The organism is Streptomyces sp. SYP-A7185, assembly GCF_046103685.1.
GTDB lineage: Bacteria > Actinomycetota > Actinomycetes > Streptomycetales > Streptomycetaceae > Streptomyces.
Genome location: NZ_CP122310.1, coordinates 7487485 through 7509257, shown reverse-complemented (window position 1 = coordinate 7509257; position 21773 = coordinate 7487485). Strand labels below are relative to the sequence as shown.

Annotated in this window: 19 protein-coding genes; 11 read left to right on the top strand and 8 right to left on the bottom strand. The window is 70.2% G+C overall.

Annotation, left to right across the window (positions count from 1 at the left end):
* Positions 1-70 precede the first annotated feature (70 nt).
* Together QBL25_RS32935 and QBL25_RS32930 are read right to left on the bottom strand one after the other, a co-directional pair.
* Entirely contained in the window at positions 71-2488 is a 2418-nt protein-coding gene (locus tag QBL25_RS32935; protein ID WP_409060589.1) for an MFS transporter, read from the bottom strand.
* Positions 2489-2709: 221 nt separating this feature from the next.
* Positions 2710-3153 carry an SRPBCC family protein gene (locus QBL25_RS32930; RefSeq protein WP_409060588.1) on the bottom strand — a complete coding sequence of 148 codons (444 nt, stop codon included), beginning with the start codon at positions 3151-3153 and terminating at the stop codon, positions 2710-2712.
* A 154-nt stretch (positions 3154-3307) separates the two neighbouring features.
* Between QBL25_RS32930 and QBL25_RS32925 the strand changes: the two genes are divergently transcribed.
* Together QBL25_RS32925 and QBL25_RS32920 are read left to right on the top strand one after the other, a co-directional pair.
* Positions 3308-4357, top strand: a complete 1050-nt coding sequence (locus QBL25_RS32925) for an Rv2578c family radical SAM protein (protein ID WP_409060587.1) — start codon at positions 3308-3310, stop codon at positions 4355-4357.
* 72 nt (positions 4358-4429) lie between these two features.
* Positions 4430-4822, top strand: a complete 393-nt coding sequence (locus tag QBL25_RS32920; protein ID WP_409060586.1) for a RidA family protein — start codon at positions 4430-4432, stop codon at positions 4820-4822.
* Positions 4823-4871: 49 nt separating this feature from the next.
* Here QBL25_RS32920 and QBL25_RS32915 read toward each other — a convergent pair whose 3' ends face one another.
* Entirely contained in the window at positions 4872-5441 is a 570-nt protein-coding gene (locus tag QBL25_RS32915) for an adenylosuccinate lyase (protein WP_409060585.1), read from the bottom strand.
* Positions 5442-5786: 345 nt separating this feature from the next.
* Here QBL25_RS32915 and QBL25_RS32910 point away from each other — a divergent pair, with 345 nt between their 5' ends.
* The 9 genes from QBL25_RS32910 to pssA all read left to right on the top strand — a co-directional run bounded on the left by QBL25_RS32910 (position 5787) and on the right by pssA (position 16673).
* Positions 5787-7568, top strand: coding sequence for a 3-hydroxyacyl-CoA dehydrogenase family protein (locus QBL25_RS32910; RefSeq protein WP_409060584.1), 1782 nt, complete (start codon positions 5787-5789; stop codon positions 7566-7568).
* Between the two features lie 124 nt (positions 7569-7692).
* Positions 7693-8502 carry a TetR family transcriptional regulator gene (locus QBL25_RS32905; RefSeq protein ID WP_409060583.1) on the top strand — a complete coding sequence of 270 codons (810 nt, stop codon included), beginning with the start codon at positions 7693-7695 and terminating at the stop codon, positions 8500-8502.
* A 422-nt stretch (positions 8503-8924) separates the two neighbouring features.
* Entirely contained in the window at positions 8925-10262 is a 1338-nt protein-coding gene (gene ccrA, locus QBL25_RS32900) for a crotonyl-CoA carboxylase/reductase (RefSeq protein WP_409060582.1), read from the top strand.
* Positions 10263-10279: 17 nt separating this feature from the next.
* Positions 10280-12307, top strand: coding sequence for a protein meaA (locus tag QBL25_RS32895; protein WP_409060581.1), 2028 nt, complete (start codon positions 10280-10282; stop codon positions 12305-12307).
* Positions 12304-13269 (top strand): HpcH/HpaI aldolase/citrate lyase family protein, encoded by a 966-nt coding sequence (locus tag QBL25_RS32890; protein WP_397715336.1) that lies wholly within the window; start codon positions 12304-12306, stop codon positions 13267-13269. Before QBL25_RS32895 ends, QBL25_RS32890 begins: the two co-directional genes overlap by 4 nt.
* Before the next feature lies 1 nt (position 13270).
* Positions 13271-13798: a MaoC family dehydratase gene (locus QBL25_RS32885; protein ID WP_409060580.1), complete on the top strand. Its 528-nt coding sequence runs from the start codon at positions 13271-13273 to the stop codon at positions 13796-13798.
* Between the two features lie 2 nt (positions 13799-13800).
* Positions 13801-15006: an acyl-CoA dehydrogenase family protein gene (locus QBL25_RS32880; protein WP_160508249.1), complete on the top strand. Its 1206-nt coding sequence runs from the start codon at positions 13801-13803 to the stop codon at positions 15004-15006.
* A gap of 169 nt (positions 15007-15175) precedes the next feature.
* Positions 15176-15832, top strand: coding sequence for a phosphatidylserine decarboxylase (locus tag QBL25_RS32875; RefSeq protein WP_409060579.1), 657 nt, complete (start codon positions 15176-15178; stop codon positions 15830-15832).
* Complete coding sequence (gene pssA / locus QBL25_RS32870; protein WP_249586749.1) at positions 15819-16673, top strand: CDP-diacylglycerol--serine O-phosphatidyltransferase; 855 nt, start codon at positions 15819-15821, stop codon at positions 16671-16673. Before QBL25_RS32875 ends, pssA begins: the two co-directional genes overlap by 14 nt.
* 94 nt (positions 16674-16767) lie before the next feature.
* Here pssA and QBL25_RS32865 read toward each other — a convergent pair whose 3' ends face one another.
* Genes QBL25_RS32865 through QBL25_RS32845 form a run of 5 tightly spaced genes read right to left on the bottom strand, consistent with a single transcriptional unit; the run spans position 16768 to position 21655 of the window.
* Entirely contained in the window at positions 16768-18033 is a 1266-nt protein-coding gene (locus QBL25_RS32865; protein WP_409060578.1) for an ABC transporter substrate-binding protein, read from the bottom strand.
* Positions 18030-19145, bottom strand: coding sequence for a branched-chain amino acid ABC transporter permease (locus QBL25_RS32860; protein ID WP_409060577.1), 1116 nt, complete (start codon positions 19143-19145; stop codon positions 18030-18032). Before QBL25_RS32860 ends, QBL25_RS32865 begins: the two co-directional genes overlap by 4 nt.
* Positions 19138-20028 (bottom strand): branched-chain amino acid ABC transporter permease, encoded by an 891-nt coding sequence (locus QBL25_RS32855; protein ID WP_409060576.1) that lies wholly within the window; start codon positions 20026-20028, stop codon positions 19138-19140. The genes QBL25_RS32860 and QBL25_RS32855 overlap by 8 nt, the downstream gene beginning before the upstream one ends.
* Positions 20025-20846: an ABC transporter ATP-binding protein gene (locus QBL25_RS32850; RefSeq protein ID WP_409060575.1), complete on the bottom strand. Its 822-nt coding sequence runs from the start codon at positions 20844-20846 to the stop codon at positions 20025-20027. The genes QBL25_RS32855 and QBL25_RS32850 overlap by 4 nt, the downstream gene beginning before the upstream one ends.
* Positions 20843-21655: an ABC transporter ATP-binding protein gene (locus QBL25_RS32845; protein ID WP_409060574.1), complete on the bottom strand. Its 813-nt coding sequence runs from the start codon at positions 21653-21655 to the stop codon at positions 20843-20845. Before QBL25_RS32845 ends, QBL25_RS32850 begins: the two co-directional genes overlap by 4 nt.
* Positions 21656-21773 lie beyond the last annotated feature (118 nt).

Below are 21773 nucleotides of genomic sequence, written 5' to 3'. Positions count from 1 at the left end.
TTGCCGTGGGGTGCAATACGGGAATTGGGCCGCGCGGGGGCGCCTCCGGCGGGTATTTTGCGCCGCGCCGCTAGTCCTCGTGGCCCAGCTGGAGATCCCGCTCCGTGCGCCCGCCCCCCGCGACCTGGAGGACGGTCGCCACCGGCGGGTAGCCCGCGGCGATGACCGTGTACTCGCCGGACGACAGGTCGATGAACCGGAAGGTGCCGTCCTGGCCGGTCGTGAGGGTGTCCACGACGTTGCCCGCCGCGTCGAGCAGCGTCACGCGGGCGTCCTCCACGGGGCGCCCGCCGCCGGCCCGCACGGTCCCGCGCAGGACGGCGCCGCCCGCGAGCTCGACGTCCTGCCGGGTCTCGCGGGATGCCTGCACGCTGACGGGCAGGGCCGCGGGGCGGAAGGCGGGGGCGCTGGCGGCCAGGGTGTACTCCCCCGCGACCAGCTCCGTGATCACATAGCCGCCTTCGCGTCCGCTGCGGGTGGTGGCGACGACGTCCCCGCGGACGTCGGTCAGGGTCACCGCGGCGTCCCTGACCGGGGACCCGTCGGCGGTGACCACGCTGCCCGCCAGGCGTCCGGCGCCGCCGAGCACCACGTCCAGCTCCACGGGGCGCTCCCCGACGGTCACGGTGACCGCCTGGGGCTGGTGGCCGCCCGCGGCCGCGATCAGGACGAACGATCCCGTGCCGGGCGTGGCCAGCGCGTACCGCCCGTCCTCGCCGCTGGCCCCGCGGCCGATCTGCCGGCCGCCGACGTCGATGAGGGTCAGGGCGGCGCGGGGCACCACGGTGCCGTCCGGGTGCTGCACTGTGCCGGAGACGGGCACCCCGGCGGCGTACGAGGTGCGGGCCTGGGGGACGGCGGTGGGCTCGGCGGTGGGGGCGTCCTGGGACGCTGCGCTGGACAACAGGGGTGTCTCCTTGAGGAAGAAGGTGATCAGCATGCCGAGGACGAGCACCGGCACCAGGTAGAGGAAGATCCGGGGCATCGCGTCGGCGTACGCCTGGATGTAGCTCTCGCGCAGCGGGGCGGGCATGGCGTGGACGAGCTGCGGGGTGATGGCCTCGGGGTCGGGGAGGCCGGCCCCGGCGGGGAGGCGGTCGGCGAGCGAGTCCGCGAGCCGGTCGGCGAAGAGCGTGCCGAAGATCGCGGCGCCGACGCTGCCGCCGATCTGCCGGAAGTAGTTGTTGGCGCTGGTGGCCGTGCCGAGGTCACCGGGGCGCACGGCGTTCTGCACGGCGAGGATGAGCACCGGCATGACGAGGCCGACGCCCGCGCCGAGGACGGCCATCCAGATGCTGTAGTGCAGCCGGGGCGTGTCGGCTTCGAGCCGGGAGAGGAGGTACATGCCGATGACGGAGAGGATGCCGCCGACCACCGGGTAGATCTTGTAGCGCCCGGTGTGGCTGATGAGCTGGCCGGAGAGGATCGAGGCGCCGACGACGCCGCCCATCATCGGCAGCATGAGCAGCCCGGACTCGGTGGCGCTGGCGCCGTCGACCATCTGGAGGAAGGTCGGCAGATAGCTGGCCGCCCCGAAGAGGGCGACGCCGACGACCATGCCCACCACGGCGGTGACGTTGAAGACCGGGTCGCGGAACAGCCGCAGCGGGATGATCGGTTCTGCGGCGAAGCGCTCGGCGACGGCGAAGAGCACGACCGAGGCGAAGGCCCCCGCCGCGAGCCCCAGGATGACGCGCGAGCCCCACGCGTACTCGGTGCCGCCCCAACTGGTCAGCAGGACCAGGCAGGTGGACGCCGAGGCCAGCAGCAGCGCGCCGAGCACGTCGAGCCGGGCCTTGCCGGTGCGCTTGGGCAGCTTGAGCCCGAAGCTGACGACGAGGAGGGTGACGAGCCCGAAGGGCACGTTGAAGTAGAAGCACCAGCGCCAGGTGACGTGGTCGGTGAAGAAGCCGCCGAGCAGCGGTCCCGCGACCGACGCGAGGCCGAAGGCGGCGCCGATCAGGCCCATGTAGCGGCCGCGTTCGCGGGGCGGGACGATGTCCGCGATGATCGCCTGCACGCCGATCATGAGACCGCCCGCGCCGACGCCCTGGAGGGCACGGAAGGCGATCAGCTGGTCCATCGTGCGCGACCAGCCGGCCAGCGCGGAGCCGACGACGAAGACAACGATGGCGAACTGGAAGACGCCCTTGCGCCCGAAGAGGTCCCCGAGCTTGCCGTAGATGGGCAGCCCGACCGTCGAGGTGAGCAGATAGGCGGTGATCGCCCAGGACATCCTGTCCAGGCCGTGCAGCTCACCGACGATCTTCGGGAGCGCGGTGGCGACGATCATCTGCTCCAGGGCGGCGAGCAGCAGGGCGAGCATGAGTCCGACGAAGACCATGCGGACGCGCCCGGGGCTGAGCCCCGCCGTCGCCGAGACGTACTCCGGGGGTGGTGGCGCCTCCCCCGCCTCCGGGGGCGCCACCGCCACCTCCGCCGCCACGTCCCCCTGCTCGGCGCCCTTCACCAGCGTCGTGCCGCCCACGTCCTGCTCCCCTCGTCTGCGCCTGCGCCGCATTTCTCGCATTACGCGACAACTGCGAGCAAGCGCGACGAGTCGGCCCTGTGAGGGGTCCGGCACACGTATCCGCCGGTGGGAGCCCTACGCCGTACAACTGGTCCGAACAGAAAACCACTCGAAACGGTGAGCGTGACAACAACCCTTATGGGCTACAGGAGTTGAGAACCGCCCTGTCGCCCCTTGCGCTACTTCTCGACCTCGGCGGCGAGCTTGCCGAGCACCTCGTCGTAGATCCGGCCGAGGCCCTTGGGGGCGAAGGTCTTCTCGAAGAAGCCGCCGATGCCGCCCGCGCCGTTCCACACGGTGGAGACGACCACGCGCGCCTTGCCCTCCCCCGCCGGGGTCACGGTCCAGGTGGTGACCATCGAGGAGTTGCGGTCCTTCTCGACGAGCTCGCCGTCGGTGGGCTCGCTGACGTCCAGGAGGCAGTCGCGGATGCGCTTGCTGGTGGCCTGGAGCTTCCAGTGGACGAGCGTGCCGTCACCGTCGCCGCCCTCGCGCACCTCGAACTCGCTGAAGTGCTCGGACAGGATCTTCTGACGCGTGCCTTCGTAGTCGGCGAGCGCGTCGAAGACGTCCTCCGGCCGCGCCGCGATGATCCGCTCCGTGGTCGCCTCGACCTGCGCCATGGCACTTCCTCCAGCACTCGGTTGTTCAGGGGTGATCCCCGGAAGCCAACCACCCGGCGTACCGGCCCCTCAAATCGGGGTCGCCGAGGTATCCCCTCGCACGATCAAGGGAACATGTGTTCTATTCTGTGGTCAGTGCTACCGAGGAGGCGTCATGCGCTGGGAGAACCTCGCCGACGGGCCGTCACGGGGTGTCGCGGATGCCGCGCTGTTCGGCGCGGACGCGGTCACCACGAGGACCTTCGACACCCCTGAATTCGCCGGGATCACGTTTCACGAGATCCGGGCCAGAACGATCGTGAACCGGGTGCCGGGAGCGTCCCGCATGCCGTTCGAATGGACGGTCAATCCCTACCGGGGCTGCACGCACGCGTGCGTCTACTGTTTCGCGCGCAAGACGCACAGCTATCTCGACCTGGACACGGGACTCGGCTTCGACAGCCAGATCGTGGTGAAGGTCAACGCCCCCGACCTGCTGCGCCGCCAGCTCGCCTCGCCCCGCTGGCACGGCGAACACATCGCGATGGGCACGAACGTCGACTGCTATCAGCGGGCCGAGGGGCGGTACGGGCTCATGCCCGGGATCATCGCCGCCCTGCGCGACCACGCGAACCCCTTCTCCATCCTCACCAAGGGCACGCTGATCCTGCGGGACCTCGACCTGCTGTGCCAGGCCGCCGCCGTCACCGACGTCGGGATCTCCGTCTCGGTCGGCTTCGTCGACCAGGAGCTGTGGCGCACCGTCGAGCCGGGCACGCCCGCCCCCGAGCGGCGCCTGGACGTCGTGCGGACGCTGACCGGCCACGGCATCGGCTGCGGGGTGCTCATGGCACCGGTGATCCCCTTCCTCGGGGACCGGCCCGAGCAGCTGCGGGCGACCGTACGGGCCATCGCCGCCTCGGGGGCGACCTCCGTGACGCCGCTCGTGCTGCACCTGCGGCCCGGGGCGCGCGAGTGGTTCATGACCTGGCTGGGGCAGCACCATCCGCACCTCGTGCGGCGCTACGAACGGCTGTACGCGGAAGGCGCCTACGCCCCCAAGTGGTACCAGCGCCGGATCACCCGCCAGGTGCACGAGCTGGCCGAGGAATTCGGCATCGGCCCCGCACGCGCGAGCGCCACCCGCCGCATCCGCGCCCCGCGGCCCGCCGACACCGAGACGGCCGCCGCCCCGCCCGGCGGCACCCAACTCACCCTGCTGTGACCCCCAGCAGGGCACAGGGCGACCGCCGGACCTGCTCGGGACCCCGTCAGACGCATGACCCAGGATGGAGCCATGAGCCGACTGACCCACATCAGCGCCCCCGACGGCGTCTTCCCCGCCACGGCGTACACGCACGTCGTCATGGGCACCGGCCGCTTCGTCGCGATCTCCGGACAACTCCCCCTGGACGAGAACGGCGAGCTGGTCGGCGAGGGAGACGCGGGCGCCCAGGCGCGCCAGGTCTTCGACAACCTGCGGCGCTGCCTGCTAGCCGCGGGCGGCGGCTTCGGCGACATCGTGAAACTGACCTACTACGTCACGGACATGGCGCACATGCCCGCGATCCGGGCCGCACGGGACGTCCACATGGACCCGGCGCGGCTCCCGGCGTCCTCCGCCGTGCAGGTCGCCGGTCTCGTCTCGCCGCAGTACCTGATGGAGATAGAGGCGTACGCCGTCCTGTAGGCCCGCGGGACCCTGTGGCCCCGCCGGCCGCCCGCAGTCCGCGGAGGAGTCAGCCGGGCAGGCGGGCCAGGGCCGCCGATGCCGCCGCCGCGAGCCTGGGGTAGCCGCAGGCCCGGGTCAGGACGGGCCGGGCCCGCGGGTCGCCCAGCGCCCCGAGGCCCTCCACGCAGGCCAGCGCGATCTTCCCGAAGGGATCGTGCGGGGCGAGTCTGCGTTCCAGCGTGGTGATGAGGGCGGGCGCGGACTCGGGCGCGCGCAGTTCGGTGAGCAGACGCACCGGATACAGGGCGTAGGCCACCCGCAGCTCATTGGTGGCCAGGGCGGCTGCCGCGCGTGCCGTACGCGGATCGCGCAGCCTGGCCAAGGCGTACGCGGCGGCCGCGCAGCGCGAGGGATCTCGGTGGTTCAGGAGCAGCACCAGGGACTCGAAGGCGCGGTTGTCGCCGGCGGCCCCGAGGCGGACCGCGGCGAGTTCCCGGGCCCACAGTGGCTGACCCGCCGCGGCGAGCACCTCCGCCAGTTCCTCCACATCGCCGGTCGCGACCAGCCTCTCGTAACTCTCCGAGACTCCCGCCTCGCGGCGTAAGCGTTCCGTCACCGTGCGCAACTCCACGTCCATGACGGGGAGCCTATCCGCGATGCAGATCACAAACCCTGGGGACTGGCGCGCTCGTTACTCGCCGGTTAATCTCATGTGAGCGGGGCACACTCCCCGCGAAGCAGTTTCTTTCTCATGGCGGCCTGGTGACGCAGCCGCCGTGGGTGCATGTCGGTTCGGTGCTTCGAGCACCTCAGCTCCACCCAGTACGACGCGGCCCCGGGACAGGGCCGGTCGACTTCTCACGGGCGTGCCCGCTTCGCCGCCCGGTCACGACACGCAGCAGCTCATCTTCCGTACGCCGCGCCGCCGTTGCCGCGCATCGCGTGCGCCCCTCAGTCGTCACTCACTTCCTGGAGTCCACGCATGGACACTCCCTTGAACACCGTCGCCGTGATCGGTCTCGGCACCATGGGCACCGGCATCGCCGAGGTCCTGGCCCGCGCGGGACGCGAGGTCATCGGCATCGACATCAGCGAGGCGGCGGGCACCCAGGCCGTCGCCGCCATCGAGTCGTCCACCGCGCGGGCCGTGCGCCGTGAGCAGCTCACCGAGGACGAGCGCCGGGACGCGCTCGCCCGCGTGCGCACCTTCACCGACCTCCAGGCCGCGGCCGACGCCGACCTGGTGATCGAGGTCGCCCCGGAGTCGTACGAGATCAAGCAGCAGATCATCCGGGAACTCGACGGCGTGGTGCGCCCCGAGACGATCATCGCGACCGGCACCAACGCGCTGTCCGTGACCCGGCTCGCCGCCGAGTCGGCCCGCCCCGAGCGGGTGCTCGGCCTGCACTTCTTCAACCCCGCACCGGCGATGAAGCTGGTCGAGGTCGTCTCCTCCGTGCTCACCGCGCCCGCGGCCGTCGCCTCCGTCACGGACCTGGCGTACGCGCTCGGCAAGGAGCCCGTCGCGGTCGGCGACCGGCCCGGATTCGTCGCGGACGGCCTGCTGTTCGGCTACCTCAACCAGGCCGCGGCGATGTACGAGGCGAAGTACGCGTCCCGCGAGGACATCGACGCCGCGATGCGCCTCGGCTGCGGACTGCCGATGGGCCCGCTCGCCCTGCTCGACCTGATCGGCGTCGACACCGCCCGCACGGTCCTCGACGCGATGTACTCCGAGTCCCACGACCGGCTGCACGCCCCGGCCCCGATCCTCAAGCAGCTCAGCGAGGCGGGCCTGACCGGCCGCAAGGCGGGCCGCGGCTTCTACTCGTACGAGGAGCCGGGCAGTTCGGCCGTCGTGCGTGACGCGCTGACCCCGCCGCAGGACGGGCGCCAGGGCGGCGGCCGCACCATCCGCTCGGTCGGCGTCGCGGGCTCGGGGACCATGGCGTCGGGCATCGCGGAGGTCTTCGCGAAGGCCGGCTACGACGTGGTGCTCGCCGCGCGCAGCGAGGAGAAGGCGGAAAAGGCCAAGGCCCGCGTCGCCAAGTCGCTGGCCCGCTCGGTCGACAAGGGCCGGATGACGCAGGAGACCGCGGCCAAGACGCTGGACCGGATCGCCCCGGCCGGCACGTACGACGCGTTCGCCGACGTCGATCTGGCCCTGGAGGCGGTCGCCGAGGACCTGGCGATCAAGCAGCAGCTGTTCGCGGCGTTCGACAAGGTCTGCAAGCCGGGCGCGATCCTGGCCACCACCACCTCGTCCCTGCCGGTGGTCGCCTGTGCCCGCGCCACCTCGCGGCCCGGCGACGTGATCGGCATGCATTTCTTCAACCCGGCCCCGGCGATGAAGCTGGTCGAGGTGGTCCGCACGGTCCTCACCGACGACGACGTGCACGCGACCGTCCGGCAGGTGTGCGCGACGATCAAGAAGCACCCGGTGGACTGCGGCGACCGCGCCGGCTTCATCGTGAACGCGCTCCTGTTCCCCTACCTCAACAACGCGGTCAAGATGGTCCAGGAGCACTACGCGACGCTCGACGACATCGACGCCGCCATGAAGCTCGGCGGCGGCTACCCCATGGGCCCCTTCGAGCTCCTGGACGTCGTCGGCCTGGACGTGTCGCTCGCCATCGAGAAGGTCCTGCACCGCGAGTTCCGCGACCCGGGCCTGGCCCCGGCCCCCCTGCTCGAACACCTGGTGGCCGCGGGCTGCCTCGGCCGCAAGACCGGCCGCGGCTTCCGCGAATATGCCCGGCGGTAAGCCGGAAGCGGACGGGGGCGCGCCTGACGGCAGACCGCGCACGGACTGGGGCGGGCTGCTCGAACCGTCGGGCGGCCCCGTCCCGCAGGAGCACTCGGCTGCGCACATGCAGTACGTTCGGGTCATGCCCAAGGCCGCCAAGTCCTCACGTACGCCCGCTACGCCCGACGCTCCCGAGAGCGCGGCCGGCAGCCGCGCCGCCGCCCAACGGCTCAAGATGCGCCGGGAGCTGGCGGCCGCCGCGATGGAGCTCTTCGCGTCCAAGGGGTACGAGGCGACGACGGTCGACGAGATCGCCGCGCAGGCCGGCGTCGCCCGCAGGACCTTCTTCCGGCACTTCCGCTCCAAGGAAGAGGCGATCTTCCCGGACCACGACGACACGCTGATCCGGGCGGAGGCCGTCCTGAACGCGGCGCCGCCGCACGAGCACCCGCTCGACACGGTGTGCCGGGGCATCAAGGAAGTCATGAAGATGTACGCGGCCTCGCCGGCCGTGTCCGTCGAGCGCTACCGCCTGACGCGTGAGGTGCCCACGCTGCGGGAGCGCGAGATCGCCTCGGTGGCGCGCTACGAACGGCTCTTCACGCGCTATCTCCTGGGCCACTTCGACGAGCAGGCGCACCACGACGGGAACGACGACCCGCTCCTGGCGGAGGTCGCGGCCTCGGCGGTGGTGACCGCGCACAACCACGTGCTGCGGCGGTGGCTGCGCGCGGGTGGCCAGGGCGACGTGGAGACCCAGCTGGACCACGCCTTCGCCATCGTCCGCAGGACCTTCGGTTCGGGCATCGGGGCGGGCCGTGACACCACCACCGCTCCGGCGGCCTCGGTCAGCACCGGGGGCGACGTCCTGGTCACCGTGGCCCGGACGGACGCACCGCTCGACGAGATCATGCGGACGATCGAGAAGGCGCTGCGGGAGAGGGACTCGTAGCCCCGCCACCTTCAAAAGTCCTTTTTTGACCCGTTTCATCCTTGGGTTTTAAGGGGGCGCTACCCATCGGTAGCGCCCCCTTCTTCATGCCCTCACACCCTCTGACCTGCACTGATCGATCATCTATCAAAAATTGATGGCACTCAGTGTCTTGCCCACTGGCACGCGGTGTCATACGTTGATGTTGTCCGGGCGGCCGGCGTGCAGAGAACTTCCGTACGCCGGCTGTCCCCACAAGCCACGGCTCGTGCGCCCGGACGCCTGCGTCACAGGCAACCTCCCGCGCCACACCAAGCGCTGCCGAGCATCACCTTCGCCGAACCGACGGCACACCCTCCACCACCTGCACCAGCAGCACCCGACGTAACCCTCAAGAGCGTGCTCCCCTCGAAGGGGGCACGAACTTCGCCGGAGGCATCACCGTGAAGGAAATCCTGGACGCGATCCAGTCGCCGGACTCCACGTCCGCCGACTTCGCCGCTCTTCCGCTCCCCGACTCGTACCGCGCGATCACCGTGCACAAGGACGAGACGGAGATGTTCGCCGGGCTCGAGACCCGCGACAAGGACCCCCGCAAGTCGATCCACCTGGACGACGTGCCGGTGCCCGAACTCGGCCCGGGCGAGGCCCTGGTGGCCGTCATGGCCTCCTCGGTCAACTACAACTCCGTGTGGACCTCGATCTTCGAGCCCGTGTCCACCTTCAGCTTCCTGGAGCGGTACGGCCGCCTGAGCGAGCTCACCAAGCGCCACGACCTGCCGTACCACATCATCGGCTCCGACCTGGCGGGCGTCGTCCTGCGCACCGGCCCCGGCGTGAACGCCTGGAACCCGGGCGACGAGGTCGTCGCGCACTGCCTGAGCGTCGAGCTGGAGTCCTCGGACGGCCACAACGACACGATGCTCGACCCCGAGCAGCGCATCTGGGGCTTCGAGACCAACTTCGGCGGGCTCGCCGAGATCGCCCTGGTCAAGTCCAACCAGCTCATGCCCAAGCCGGACCACCTGAGCTGGGAGGAGGCGGCGTCGCCCGGCCTGGTGAACTCCACCGCCTACCGCCAGCTGGTCTCGCGCAACGGCGCCGGCATGAAGCAGGGCGACAACGTCCTGATCTGGGGCGCCAGCGGCGGACTCGGCTCCTACGCCACCCAGTTCGCCCTGGCCGGCGGCGCCAACCCCATCTGCGTCGTCTCCAGCCCGGAGAAGGCCGCCATCTGCGAGGCCATGGGCGCCGAGGCGGTCATCGACCGCAACGCCGAGGGCTACAAGTTCTGGAAGAACGAGCACGAGCAGGACCCCCGCGAGTGGAAGCGCTTCGGCAAGCGCATCCGCGAGCTGACCGGCGGCGAGGACGTGGACATCGTCTTCGAGCACCCGGGCCGCGAGACCTTCGGCGCCTCCGTCTACGTCACGCGCAAGGGCGGCACGATCGTCACCTGCGCCTCGACGTCGGGCTACAACCACGAGTACGACAACCGCTACCTGTGGATGTCCCTGAAGCGGATCATCGGCTCGCACTTCGCGAACTACCGCGAGGCCTGGGAAGCCAACCGCCTCATCGCCAAGGGCAAGATCCACCCCACCCTCTCCCGGGTCTACTCCCTGGAGGACACCGGGCAGGCCGCCTACGACGTGCACCGCAACCTCCACCAGGGCAAGGTCGGCGTCCTCGCCCTCGCGCCCCAGGAGGGCCTCGGGGTGCGCGACCCGGAGACGCGGGCCAAGCACATCGACGCGATCAACCGCTTCCGGAACGTCTGAGGGCTGAGGGTTCGCACATGACAGAGCGTCAGAAGGACCGGCCGTGGCTCATGCGGACCTATGCCGGTCACTCCACGGCCGAGGCGTCCAACGAGCTGTACCGGCGCAACCTCGCCAAGGGTCAGACCGGCCTCTCGGTCGCGTTCGACCTGCCCACGCAGACCGGCTACGACCCGGACCACATCCTCGCCCGCGGCGAGGTCGGCCGGGTCGGCGTCCCCGTCTCGCACGTCGGCGACATGCGGCGCCTGTTCCAGGACATCCCCCTGGACCAGATGAACACCTCGATGACGATCAACGCCACGGCCATGTGGCTCCTGGCGCTCTACCAGGTGGTGGCGGAGGAGCAGGGCGTGGACATCACGCGGCTCCAGGGCACGACGCAGAACGACATCGTCAAGGAGTACCTCTCGCGCGGGACGCACGTCTTCCCGCCGGGGCCCTCCCTCCGCCTCACCACCGACATGATCACCTACACGGTGGCCCACATCCCCAAGTGGAACCCGATCAACATCTGCAGCTACCACTTGCAGGAGGCCGGGGCCACCCCGGTGCAGGAGATCGCGTACGCGATGTCCACCGCCGTCGCGGTGCTCGACGCCGTGCGCGACTCCGGGCAGGTGCCCCCGGAGAAGTTCGGCGACGTCGTCGCCCGTATCTCCTTCTTCGTGAACGCGGGCGTCCGCTTCGTCGAGGAGATGTGCAAGATGCGGGCGTTCGGCCGCATCTGGGACCGCATCACGCGCGAGCGGTACGGCATCACCGATCCCAAGCAGCGCCGCTTCCGCTACGGCGTGCAGGTCAACTCCCTGGGCCTGACCGAGGCCCAGCCGGAGAACAACGTCCAGCGCATCGTCCTGGAGATGCTGGCCGTCACGCTCTCCAAGGACGCACGCGCGCGTGCCGTGCAGCTGCCCGCCTGGAACGAGGCCCTCGGCCTGCCCCGGCCCTGGGACCAGCAGTGGTCGCTGCGCATCCAGCAGGTGCTCGCCCACGAGAGCGACCTCCTGGAGTACGAGGACATCTTCGCGGGCTCGCACGTGATCGAGGCCAAGGTGGAGTCCCTCGTCGAGGAGTCGCTCGCCGAGATCGACCGCATCGAGCAGATGGGCGGCGCGATGGCCGCCGTCGAGTCCGGCTACCTGAAGTCGCAGCTGGTCTCCTCGCACGCCGAGCGCAGGGCGCGGATCGAGGGCGGCGAGGAGAAGATCGTCGGCGTCAACTGCTACGAGTCGACCGAGCCGAACCCGCTGACCGCGGATCTGGACACCGCGATCATGACGGTCGACCCGGCCGTCGAGAACCGCGTCGTGAAGGCCCTGGAGGTCTGGCGCGACACCCGCTACCAGCCGCCGTTCAACCACCCGCGGCCCTGCAAGGCGCTGGAGCGGCTCAAGGAGGTCGCCGCGGGCACGGGCAACCTCATGGAGGCCACCCTGGAGTGCGCACGCGCCGGTGTGACGACCGGGGAGTGGTCCGGCGCCCTGCGGGAGGTCTTCGGGGAGTTCCGGGCGCCCACGGGCGTCTCCAGCGCTCCGGTGGCCGTCGCCGCGGAGGCCGGCACCCCGCTGGCCCTGGTCCGCGACAAGGTCTCCAGGACCGCCGCCGACCTCGGCACGGGCAAGCTGCGCTTCCTGGTCGGCAAGCCGGGCCTCGACGGGCACTCGAACGGGGCCGAGCAGATCGCCGTGCGGGCCCGCGACGCCGGCTTCGAGGTGGTCTACCAGGGCATCAGGCTCACGCCCGAGGAGATCGTGGCCGCCGCGCTCGCCGAGGACGTGCACGCCGTGGGCCTGTCGATCCTCTCCGGCTCCCACGCGCAGCTCGTGCCCGACGTCCTGGTGCGCCTGCGCGAGGCGGGCGCGCCCGACATCCCCGTCATCGCGGGCGGCATCATCCCCAACAGCGACGCCGAGGACCTGAAGGCGGCGGGTGTGGCCGCCGTGTTCACCCCGAAGGACTTCGGCATCACCGAGATCATCGGCCGTATCGTCGACGAGATCCGGAAAGCGAACAAGCTCGACCCTCTGGAGGTCCCCGCATGACCGCGCCCATCAACCGTCTCCGCCCCCGCCGCTCGTGTCTGGCGGTCCCGGGGTCGAACCCGCGCTTCCTGGAGAAGGCCCAGGGCCTCCCCGCCGACCAGGTATTCCTCGACCTGGAGGACGCCTGCGCCCCGCTGGCCAAGCCGGAGGCCCGGCACACCATCGTCAAGTTCCTCAACGAGGGCGACTGGACGGGCAAGACGCGGGTGGTGCGCGTCAACGACTGGACGACCGAGTGGACGTACCGCGACGTGGTCACGGTCGTCGAGGGCGCGGGCCAGAACCTCGACTGCATCATGCTGCCGAAGGTGCAGAGCGCCGACCAGGTCGTCGCGCTCGACTTCCTGCTGACCCAGATCGAGAAGACCATGGGCTTCGAGGTCGGCAAGATCGGCATCGAGGCGCAGATCGAGAACGCGCAGGGCCTCAACAACGTCAACGCGATCGCGCAGGCCTCGCCGCGCGTCGAGACGATCATCTTCGGCCCGGCCGACTTCATGGCCTCCATCAACATGAAGTCCCTGGTCGTCGGCGAGCAGCCGCCCGGCTACCCGGCGGACGCCTACCACTTCATCCTGATGAAGATCCTGATGGCCGCGCGCGCCAACAACCTCCAGGCGATCGACGGCCCCTACCTCCAGATCAAGAACGTCGACGGCTACCGCGAGGTCGCGAACCGCGCCGCCGCGCTCGGCTTCGACGGCAAGTGGGTGCTGCACCCCGGCCAGGTCGAGGCCGCCAACGAGGTCTTCTCGCCCTCCCAGGAGGACTTCGACCACGCCGAGCTGATCCTGGACGCGTACGACTACTGCACCTCCGAGGCGGGCGGCAAGAAGGGCTCGGCGATGCTCGGCGACGAGATGATCGACGAGGCGAGCCGCAAGATGGCGCTCGTCATCTCGGGCAAGGGGCGCGCCGCCGGCATGACGCGCACCTCCAAGTTCGAGATCCCGGAGGCCTGACATGCAGTTCGGCCGCACCTACGAAGAGTTCACCGTCGGGGACGTCTACAAGCACTGGCCGGGAAAGACGGTCACCGAGTACGACGACCACCTCTTCTGCCTGCTGACGATGAACCACCACCCCCTCCACATGGACAGCAACTATGCGGAGAAGACGACGGACTTCGGGAAGAACGTCGTCGTGGGGAACTACATCTACTCGCTGCTTCTGGGCATGTCCGTGCCGGACGTCTCGGGCAAGGCGATCGCCAACCTGGAGGTCGAGTCGCTCAAGCACGTGGCGCCGACCTTCCACGGCGACACGATCTACGGCGAGACCACGGTCCTGGACAAGACGCCGTCGAAGTCCAAGTCGGACCGCGGGATCGTCTACGTGGAGACCAAGGGCTACAAGCAGGACGGCACGCTGGTCTGCGTGTTCCGCCGCAAGGTGATGGTGCCCACCGAGACGTACATCAAGGAGCGCGGGGGCGAGCAGCCCGGCCGCCCGGAGCTCCGCGACGTTCCCAAGAAGACGCAGGAGAAGTAGCCATGAGCCGACTCGCGCAGACCGCAGGTCTCACCGACATCCAGCAGGAGATCCTGTCCACGGTCCGGGACTTCGTCGACAAGGAGATCATCCCGGTCGCCACGGAGCTCGAACACCGTGACGAGTACCCCCAGCAGATCGTCGACGGCCTCAAGGAGTTGGGTCTCTTCGGGCTCATGATCCCGGAGGAGTACGGCGGTCTGGGCGAGTCGCTGCTCACGTACGCCCTGTGCGTCGAGGAGATAGCGCGTGGCTGGATGTCGGTCTCCGGCATCATCAACACCCACTTCATCGTCGCCTACATGCTCAAGCAGCACGGGACGCAGGAGCAGAAGGACACCTTCCTGCCGCGCATGGCGGCCGGCGAGGTGCGCGGCGCGTTCTCCATGTCGGAGCCCGCGCTCGGCTCGGACGTGTCGGCGATCACGTCCAAGGGCGTCAAGGACGGCGACGAGTACGTCCTCAACGGTCAGAAGATGTGGCTCACGAACGGCGGCACGTCCACGCTGGTGGCCGTTCTGTGCCGGAGTGACGAAGGACACCCGGAGGGCACGGCCCCCCACAAGTCGATGACGACCTTCCTCGTCGAGAAGGAGCCCGGCTTCGGCGAGGTCCGCCCCGGCCTCACCATCCCGGGCAAGATCGACAAAATGGGATACAAGGGGGTGGACACCACCGAACTCATCATGGACGGACTGCGAATTCCGGCCAATCGCGTGCTCGGCGGGACCACCGGCCGAGGGTTTTACCAAATGATGGACGGAGTCGAAGTCGGCCGCGTGAATGTCGCGGCGCGTGGCTGCGGCGTCGCTCAGCGTGCATTTGAGCTGGGTGTCTCATATGCCCAGCAACGCCACACTTTCGGCAAGGCGATCGCTCAGCACCAGGCGATCCAGTTCAAGCTGGCCGAGATGGCTACCAAGGTCGAGGCCGCTCATGCGATGATGGTGAATGCAGCACGCAAAAAGGACTCCGGGGAACGAAACGACCTCGAAGCAGGGATGGCGAAGTACCTCGCGTCCGAATACTGCAAAGAAGTCGTAGAGGACGCGTTCCGGATTCATGGCGGTTACGGCTTCTCGAAGGAGTACGAGATCGAGCGCCTGTACCGTGAAGCACCCATGCTGTTGATCGGCGAAGGTACCGCCGAGATCCAGAAAATGATCATTGGACGGCGTCTGCTCGAAGAGTATCGATTCCAGGGCTAGATGCCCGATTTGGGGTGTTTTCATCGAGAAGAAGGTCACACCCTGTCAACACTCTTCGGCCGTCGACTCCGCTTCCTGGCTTGCCCAGTTGTGGCTCGCAACCGATACCATCCGGAAAAAGCCGCCGTCCCCCGTTCATGCGCGGCATCATCCGCTACGAAGGTCATCCATGCCCCACAGCCAAACCTCTGCACCACGCGACAGCCTCGCTGGCGTACGCCTTGCGCGCGGAGCATCGCCGTGGCTCCTGCCGACTGTCGCGACCGCGGCACTCAGCCTCGTCCGCGCGCGCCGCTCCAAGGGCGCCGCGGCCGTAGCTGTACCCGTCACCGCCCTGGCGGCGGGCATGCTGTGGTTCTTCCGCGACCCCGAGCGTGACATCGCCCAGGGCCGGGTCATCTCCCCGGCCGACGGCGTGGTGCAGAGCATCATGCCGTGGAAGGACGGGCGCACCCGTGTCGCGATCTTCATGAGCCCGCTGAACGTCCACGTCAACCGCGCGCCCCTCGCGGGCACGGTGACGTCCGTGGAGCACATCCCCGGCGGGTTCGTCCCGGCGTTCAACAAGGAGAGCGAGAACAACGAGCGCGTTGTCTGGCACTTCGACACCGAGCTCGGCGACATCGAGATGATCCAGATCGCGGGCGCGGTCGCACGGCGCATCGTTCCCTACGTGCCGCAGGGCACGAAGGTGGAGCAGGGCGAACGGATCGGCCTGATCCGCTTCGGCTCCCGTGTCGACATCTACCTCCCCGAGGGTGTCGAGGTGGACGTCGAGGTCGGTCAGAAGACCGTGGCTGGGGTGACTCGAATTGACCGTGGTTGATCCTGAGACACAAGCGGGCTGGGTGCCCGAGGCGGCGGAGGACGAGGCCGACGAGGAGATGCCTCTCTCACTCCGCCTCTCGATAGCGGACACCCTCACCCTCGGCAACGCCACGTGCGGGTTCATGGCCGTGTACTTCACGACCACGGGCATCCTCATCCCGCACCTCCAGGGCAGCAACGAAAGCGGCATGGCGCGGCACTCCGCCGCGACCGCCGTGATCCTGATGCTCTGCGCGGCCGTCTTCGACCTCTTCGACGGGCTCGTGGCGCGCAAGCTGCGGTCCTCGCCGATGGGCGCCGAGCTCGACAACCTGTCGGACCTGATCAGCTTCGGCCTTGCCCCCGCGTACTTCGTGCTCGTCTACGGCATGGTCGCCGACGACGCGCACCAGAGAGTGGCCGCGGTCGGAGCGATCGTCGTGCTGCTGGCGGTGGTGCTGCGGCTCGCGCGGTTCAGCTGCGTGACCGTGAAGGACGGCACCTTCCAGGGCATGCCCTCGCCGTTCGGCGCGCTGACGGTCGTCTCGATCGTGCTCCTGGAGCTGCCCTTCGTGGCGACACTCCTGGCGATCATCGGTACGGCGTGGCTCATGGTCAGCCGTGTCGAGTACCCCAAGCCGCGGGGCCCCCTCGCGGTGGCGATGCTCGCCTGGATCGTGGCCGCCATGGGGCTGCTCGCGGCCTGGGCCTTCGAGGCTCCCGGCGGCCAGCTGCTGCTCCAGACCGGCTGTGCGCTGCAACTGGTGCTCGGCGCGGTCATCCCGCTGTTCGCCACGGCCCGCCGGGTGAACAACTTCCGGGACAACCGGCGCGAGGCGCGCGCGGCGCAGCTGCCGTAACGCCCACACGCAGGACACGCAGGACACGCGAAGGGGCCCGAACCACTTGGTTCGGGCCCCTTCGCGTGCGTCCGTCGCCCTCCGGCCAGAAGCCTCAGGCGCCCGGTGTGTAGCCTTCCACCGCGTCGGAGGCGCCCGGCTGCCGGACCACCTTCATGCCGCCCGTGGCGCCCTTGTCGGGGCGCAGGATGACGCTCTCCTTGGACGAGGCGGCCTTGGGGTCGCTGAAGTCCTGGGTGACGCCGAAGCCCGTGTCGTAGTCGCTGATGGTCAAGAGCGCCTTGTCGACGCCCTCCCGCGTGAGGTCCTTGCTCTCGCAGGCCTTCTTCAGGGCCTCGCCGACGATGGACGCCGCGGTCCAGCCGGCGGTCACGCCGTTGTCCAGGGAGTCCTTGGGGTAGGCCGCCTTGTAGTCGGTCACCAGCTTCTTCGCCGCGGGGGTGTCCGCGCCGATCGGGAGGGTCGGTGAGGCCACGTAGTAGTTCTTGGCCAGCGCCGGGCCCGCCTGGGTGCCCAGGAGCTGCGGGGCGAACGCCGAGTTGTTGCCGATGATCGGGACGTCGAACTTGCCGGCCGCCGCCACGCCCACCAGCGAGGCGGCCTGCCGGGGCCCCGCGCTGATGACGACGGCCTTCACGCCCGCCTTCTTCAGGGCCGCGACCTGCGCCGTCATGTCGTTGTCGGTCGCCTTGATCTTCTGCTCGACGACGGTCAGGCCCGACTTCTTGGCCATGTACCGCGAGCCCTTCAGGGCGTTCTCGCCGTAGTCGCCCTCGAAGTAGACGTGCCCGAGCTTGTCGCCCTTCTTGAGCCCCTTCTCCTTCATCAGGAAGTCGATCGCGTTGATCGTCTCCAGGTCGTACGTCGAGCCGACCACCCGCACGTACGGGCTGCCCAGGAGGTTCGCCGACCAGGCCTGCGGCAGCACGAGGGCCTTGTCGGCGTCGATCCGCTGCTTGACCGCGGCGACGAACGGGGAGCCGATGAACTGGGCGAAGCCGAGGACGTCCGGCTCCAGCTCGGTGTAGGCGGCGACCGCCTTCTGCGGGTCGTAGCCGTGGTCGCGGACGGTCAGCTTCAGCTGGCGGCCGCAGATCCCGCCGTCGGCGTTGGTCTGCTTGACGTAGAGCTGCTGGGCCTGGGTGACGCTCTTGCCGAGGGTCGCGTAGACCCCCGTCATGTCGGTGAGCACACCGAGCTCGATCGTCTTGGCGGAGACGCCGACGCCGGTCTTGACCCCGCCCGCGCCCTCCTTGTCGCCTTCGCCGTCGCCCGCCTTGGAGCTGCACCCCGCCGCCGCCAGCAGCGCGGCGAGCGCCGTCGCCGTCGCGGTGGCCCTTTTCAACCTGCGTGAACTCATCGTTCCTCCCCTGAAGTGTGGCCGGACGTCGGCCTGGAGCGCCGGGCGGTGATGCTGGCCAGACCGCCGGGCAGGAACAGCACCACCGCCACGACGGCGGCGCCGTACAGATACCGGGATGCCTCGCCCGGTGTGATCCCGCCACTGCCGGGGGCCGAGACCAGGGGCAGCGCGTCGCTGTACCGGGTCAGGAGCTGCGGCAGCAGGGACACCACGGCGGCACCGGCCACCGCGCCCGCCACCGAGCCGAGGCCGCCGATGACGATCATGGCGAGGTATTCCAGGGACAGCGTGATGCCGAAGTAGTCCGGCACGGTCCGCTGGAAGACGAGGGCGAGCAGGACGCCCGCGAGGCCCGCGTACATCGACGACAGGACGAAGACGCCCGCGCGGTAGCGGGCGACGGGCACCCCGATGACACCGGCGGCGATGCGGTGGTCGCGGATGGCGTTCATGGCGCGTCCGGGGCGCCCGCGCAGCACGCCGCGGGCGAAGAGCCCGCAGGCGACGAGCAGGACCAGGCCCGCGTACCAGAGCTTCTCGGCCGCCCCGAAGGGCACGGCGGCCACCACGAGCTCACTCTCGTCGAAGGTGATGCCGAAGACGCTCAGGGGCGGCACGTCACGTCCGTTGGAGCCGCCCGTCAGATCGTGGGCGTTGAAGAGCACGTGCTGTCCGATGAAGATCAGCGCGAGGGTCGCGATGCCGAGGTAGGCGCCGCGCAGGCGCCCCGCGATGGGGCTGAAGATCCCGCCGGCGATCCCCGCGACGCCGACCGCCAGGGTCGCCGCGATCCAGGTGGGCAGGCCGAGCCCGGTCAGGCCGTCGCCGCCCTCCCCCGCGAAGACGCAGTAGCCGTACGCGCCGATCGCGAGGAAGAAGGCGTGGCCCATGGAGAGCTGGCCGGTCGCGCCGGTGAGGAGGTTCAGGCCGATCGCGCCGATCGCGGCGGCCATGGCGAAGAGGCCTGCCTGGAGCCAGAACCGGTCGAGGTAGAAGGGCAGGGCGAGCAGGAGGACGGCGCCCGCGATCCAGAGGTACGGGCGGGGGCGGGCCAGCTTCGTGCGGCCTCGGGAGCGCAGCTCCCGTCCACGGGCCAGGACTTCAGACACGGGCGAGCTCCTTTGTGCCGAAGAGTCCGGCGGGCCGGATGAGGAGGATGACGGTCATCACGAGGTAGGGCGCCAGATCTCCGAGGCCGCGGCCCAGGAAGGTCAGTTCGCTCTGGTAGCCGGTGGCGAGGGATTCGGTGACCCCGACGATCAGGCCGCCGACCAGCGCGCCCGTGGTGGAGTCCAGGCCGCCGAGGATCGCGGCGGGGAACGCCTTCAGGGCGGCGAGGGAGGTGGCCCGTTCGAGCCCCGGGGTCGGGAAGACGGTGAGGAAGAGCGCCGCCACCGCGGCCAGGCCGCCCGCCACCGCCCAGGCGCCGAGCGAGACCCGGCCCAGGCGCACGCCCATCAGGGCGGCGGTCTCCGGGCTCTCCGCGGCGGCGCGCATCGCCACGCCCCAGGAGGTGTAGCGGAAGGCGAGCAGGAAGACGGTGATGAGGAGCCCGGCGGCGACGAACGCGGCGATCCGCGTGTACGCGATGGACACCGATCCGACGGTGAGCACCGAGTCGCCCCAGGGGTCGCCGAGCGACAGCACGTCGGTGCCCAGGCGCCGGGTGAGTTCGGTGGTGAGCAGGATGTCGACGCCGATGGTGACGATGGCGAGGACGCTGTGGTCGGAGCCGCGGTAGCGCCGCATGACCAGGAACTCGATGGCCGCGCCGACGACGGCGGCGCCCGCGATGCCCACCAGCAGCGCCGCCCAGAAGCCGATGTCGTCGTGGAGGGTCGCGGTGATGTAGCCGCCGGCCAGGAGCAGCGAGGCGTGGGCGAAGTTCACGACTTCCGTGGCCCGGAAGATGACGACGAAGCCAAGCGCGATGAGGGCGTAGACGGACCCCATCGAGAGGCCGTTGAGCAGGAGCTCGACGAAGGTGGTCACGAGGCGGCCTCCTCTCCCAGGTACGCGCGCACGACCGCCGGGTCGTTCTGTACGGCCGCCGGGGCGCCGTCCGCGATGCGCTTGCCGAAGTCGAGTACGGTCACCGCGTCCGCGAGCCGCATCACCACCCCCATGTCGTGTTCCACCAGGACGATCGAGATTCCGAGGCTGTCGCGGACGCCCGCGATGACGGCGGCGGTGCGCTGCCGCTCGTCCGCGGTCATGCCCGCGACGGGTTCGTCGAGCAGGAGGAGCCGGGGCTCCATGCACAGGGCGCGTGCCAGCTCGGCGAGCTTCTGCTGCCCGTACGGCAGAGAGCCGGCCGGGGCGTGCAGTTGGTGTTCGATGCCGACGAACGCGGCGATCTCCCGGACGCGTTCGCGGTGCGTGCGCTCCTCGCGTGCGGCCGACGGGAGGCGCAGGCCCGCGGCGAGGAATCCGGTGCGGGTCAGCCGGTGGCGGCCGAGCATCAGGCTGTCGGCGACCGTCGCGCGCGGCGGCAGGGCGAGGTTCTGGAAGATCCGTGCCACGCCGAGGCCGGCGATGCGGTGCGGAGGCATCGCCGTCAGCTCGTCCTCACCGAAGCGGACGCTGCCGCCGGTGGCGCGGTACACGCCGGACAGGACGTTGAAGCAGGTGGACTTCCCCGCGCCGTTGGGTCCGATGACGGCGTGCACGGTGCCGGGCCGCACGGTGAAGCTGACGGCGTCGAGCGCGGTGAGCCCCGCGAAGCGCACGGTCAGGTCCCGTACCTCCAGGGCCGGTACGCCGCTCGTGGCCACCGGGGCGGCAGCGGCCGCCGCGTGGTCGTCGGTCATCGTCCGGCCGCCCATCGCCGCAGCACCGGAAGGGCGGAGACTCCGCGCGAGGCGTCGGCCGCGGCGGTCTCGTCGACCACGCCGAGGTAGCGGCGGCGTACCTCGTCGGAGGCGGCCAGCTCGTCCGCCGGGCCCGCCAGTGCCACTTCGCCCACGTCCAGGACGTACGCCCGGGAGGCCAGGCGCAGCGCGAGGGCGGCGTTCTGCTCGACGAGGAGGACCGCGGTGCCCTGGGCGTTGATCTCCTGGATGGTGTCGGCGATGCGGGCCGCCATCAAGGGGGCGAGCCCCAGGGAGGGTTCGTCGAGGAGCAGCAGCTTCGGCGAGGCCATCAGCGCCCTGCCCACCGCGAGCATCTGCTGCTCGCCGCCCGACAGGAGCCCGGCCCGCTGGCCCGCGCGCTCGGCGAGCACCGGGAAGAGTTCGTGGACGCGGTCCAGGGCCCTGGACTTCACGGTCCGGCTGCCGGCGGAGCCGAAGGCGCCGGCCCGCAGGTTGTCGGCGACGGTCATCCGGGCGAACACCCTTCTGCCTTCCGGCACTTGGGAGACCCCGGCGGCGACCACCCGGTCCGCGTGCAGACCGTCGATGCGCCGCCCGCCGAAGTGGACGGAGCCGGTGGTCAGCGCCCCCCGGTGGAAGCCGAGGGTGCGTGAGATGGCGCGCAGGAGCGTCGACTTGCCCGCGCCGTTGCCGCCGAGGACGGCGACGACGGCGCCCTCCGGTACTTCGAGCGACACCTGGCGCAGAGCGCGCACCGGCCCGTAGCCGACCGACGCGTCCTGTACGACCAGTCCGGAACCACCCACCTGGGACCCCCCATCCTGTGCCTGCCTTGCTCGTGCCGCAGGGGCCTCCCGTACCGCTCGGCCCTCCGCGTGGCGCTCAGCCCAGCACCGCCGCGCCCGCCCGTCCACGGCCGGTGTC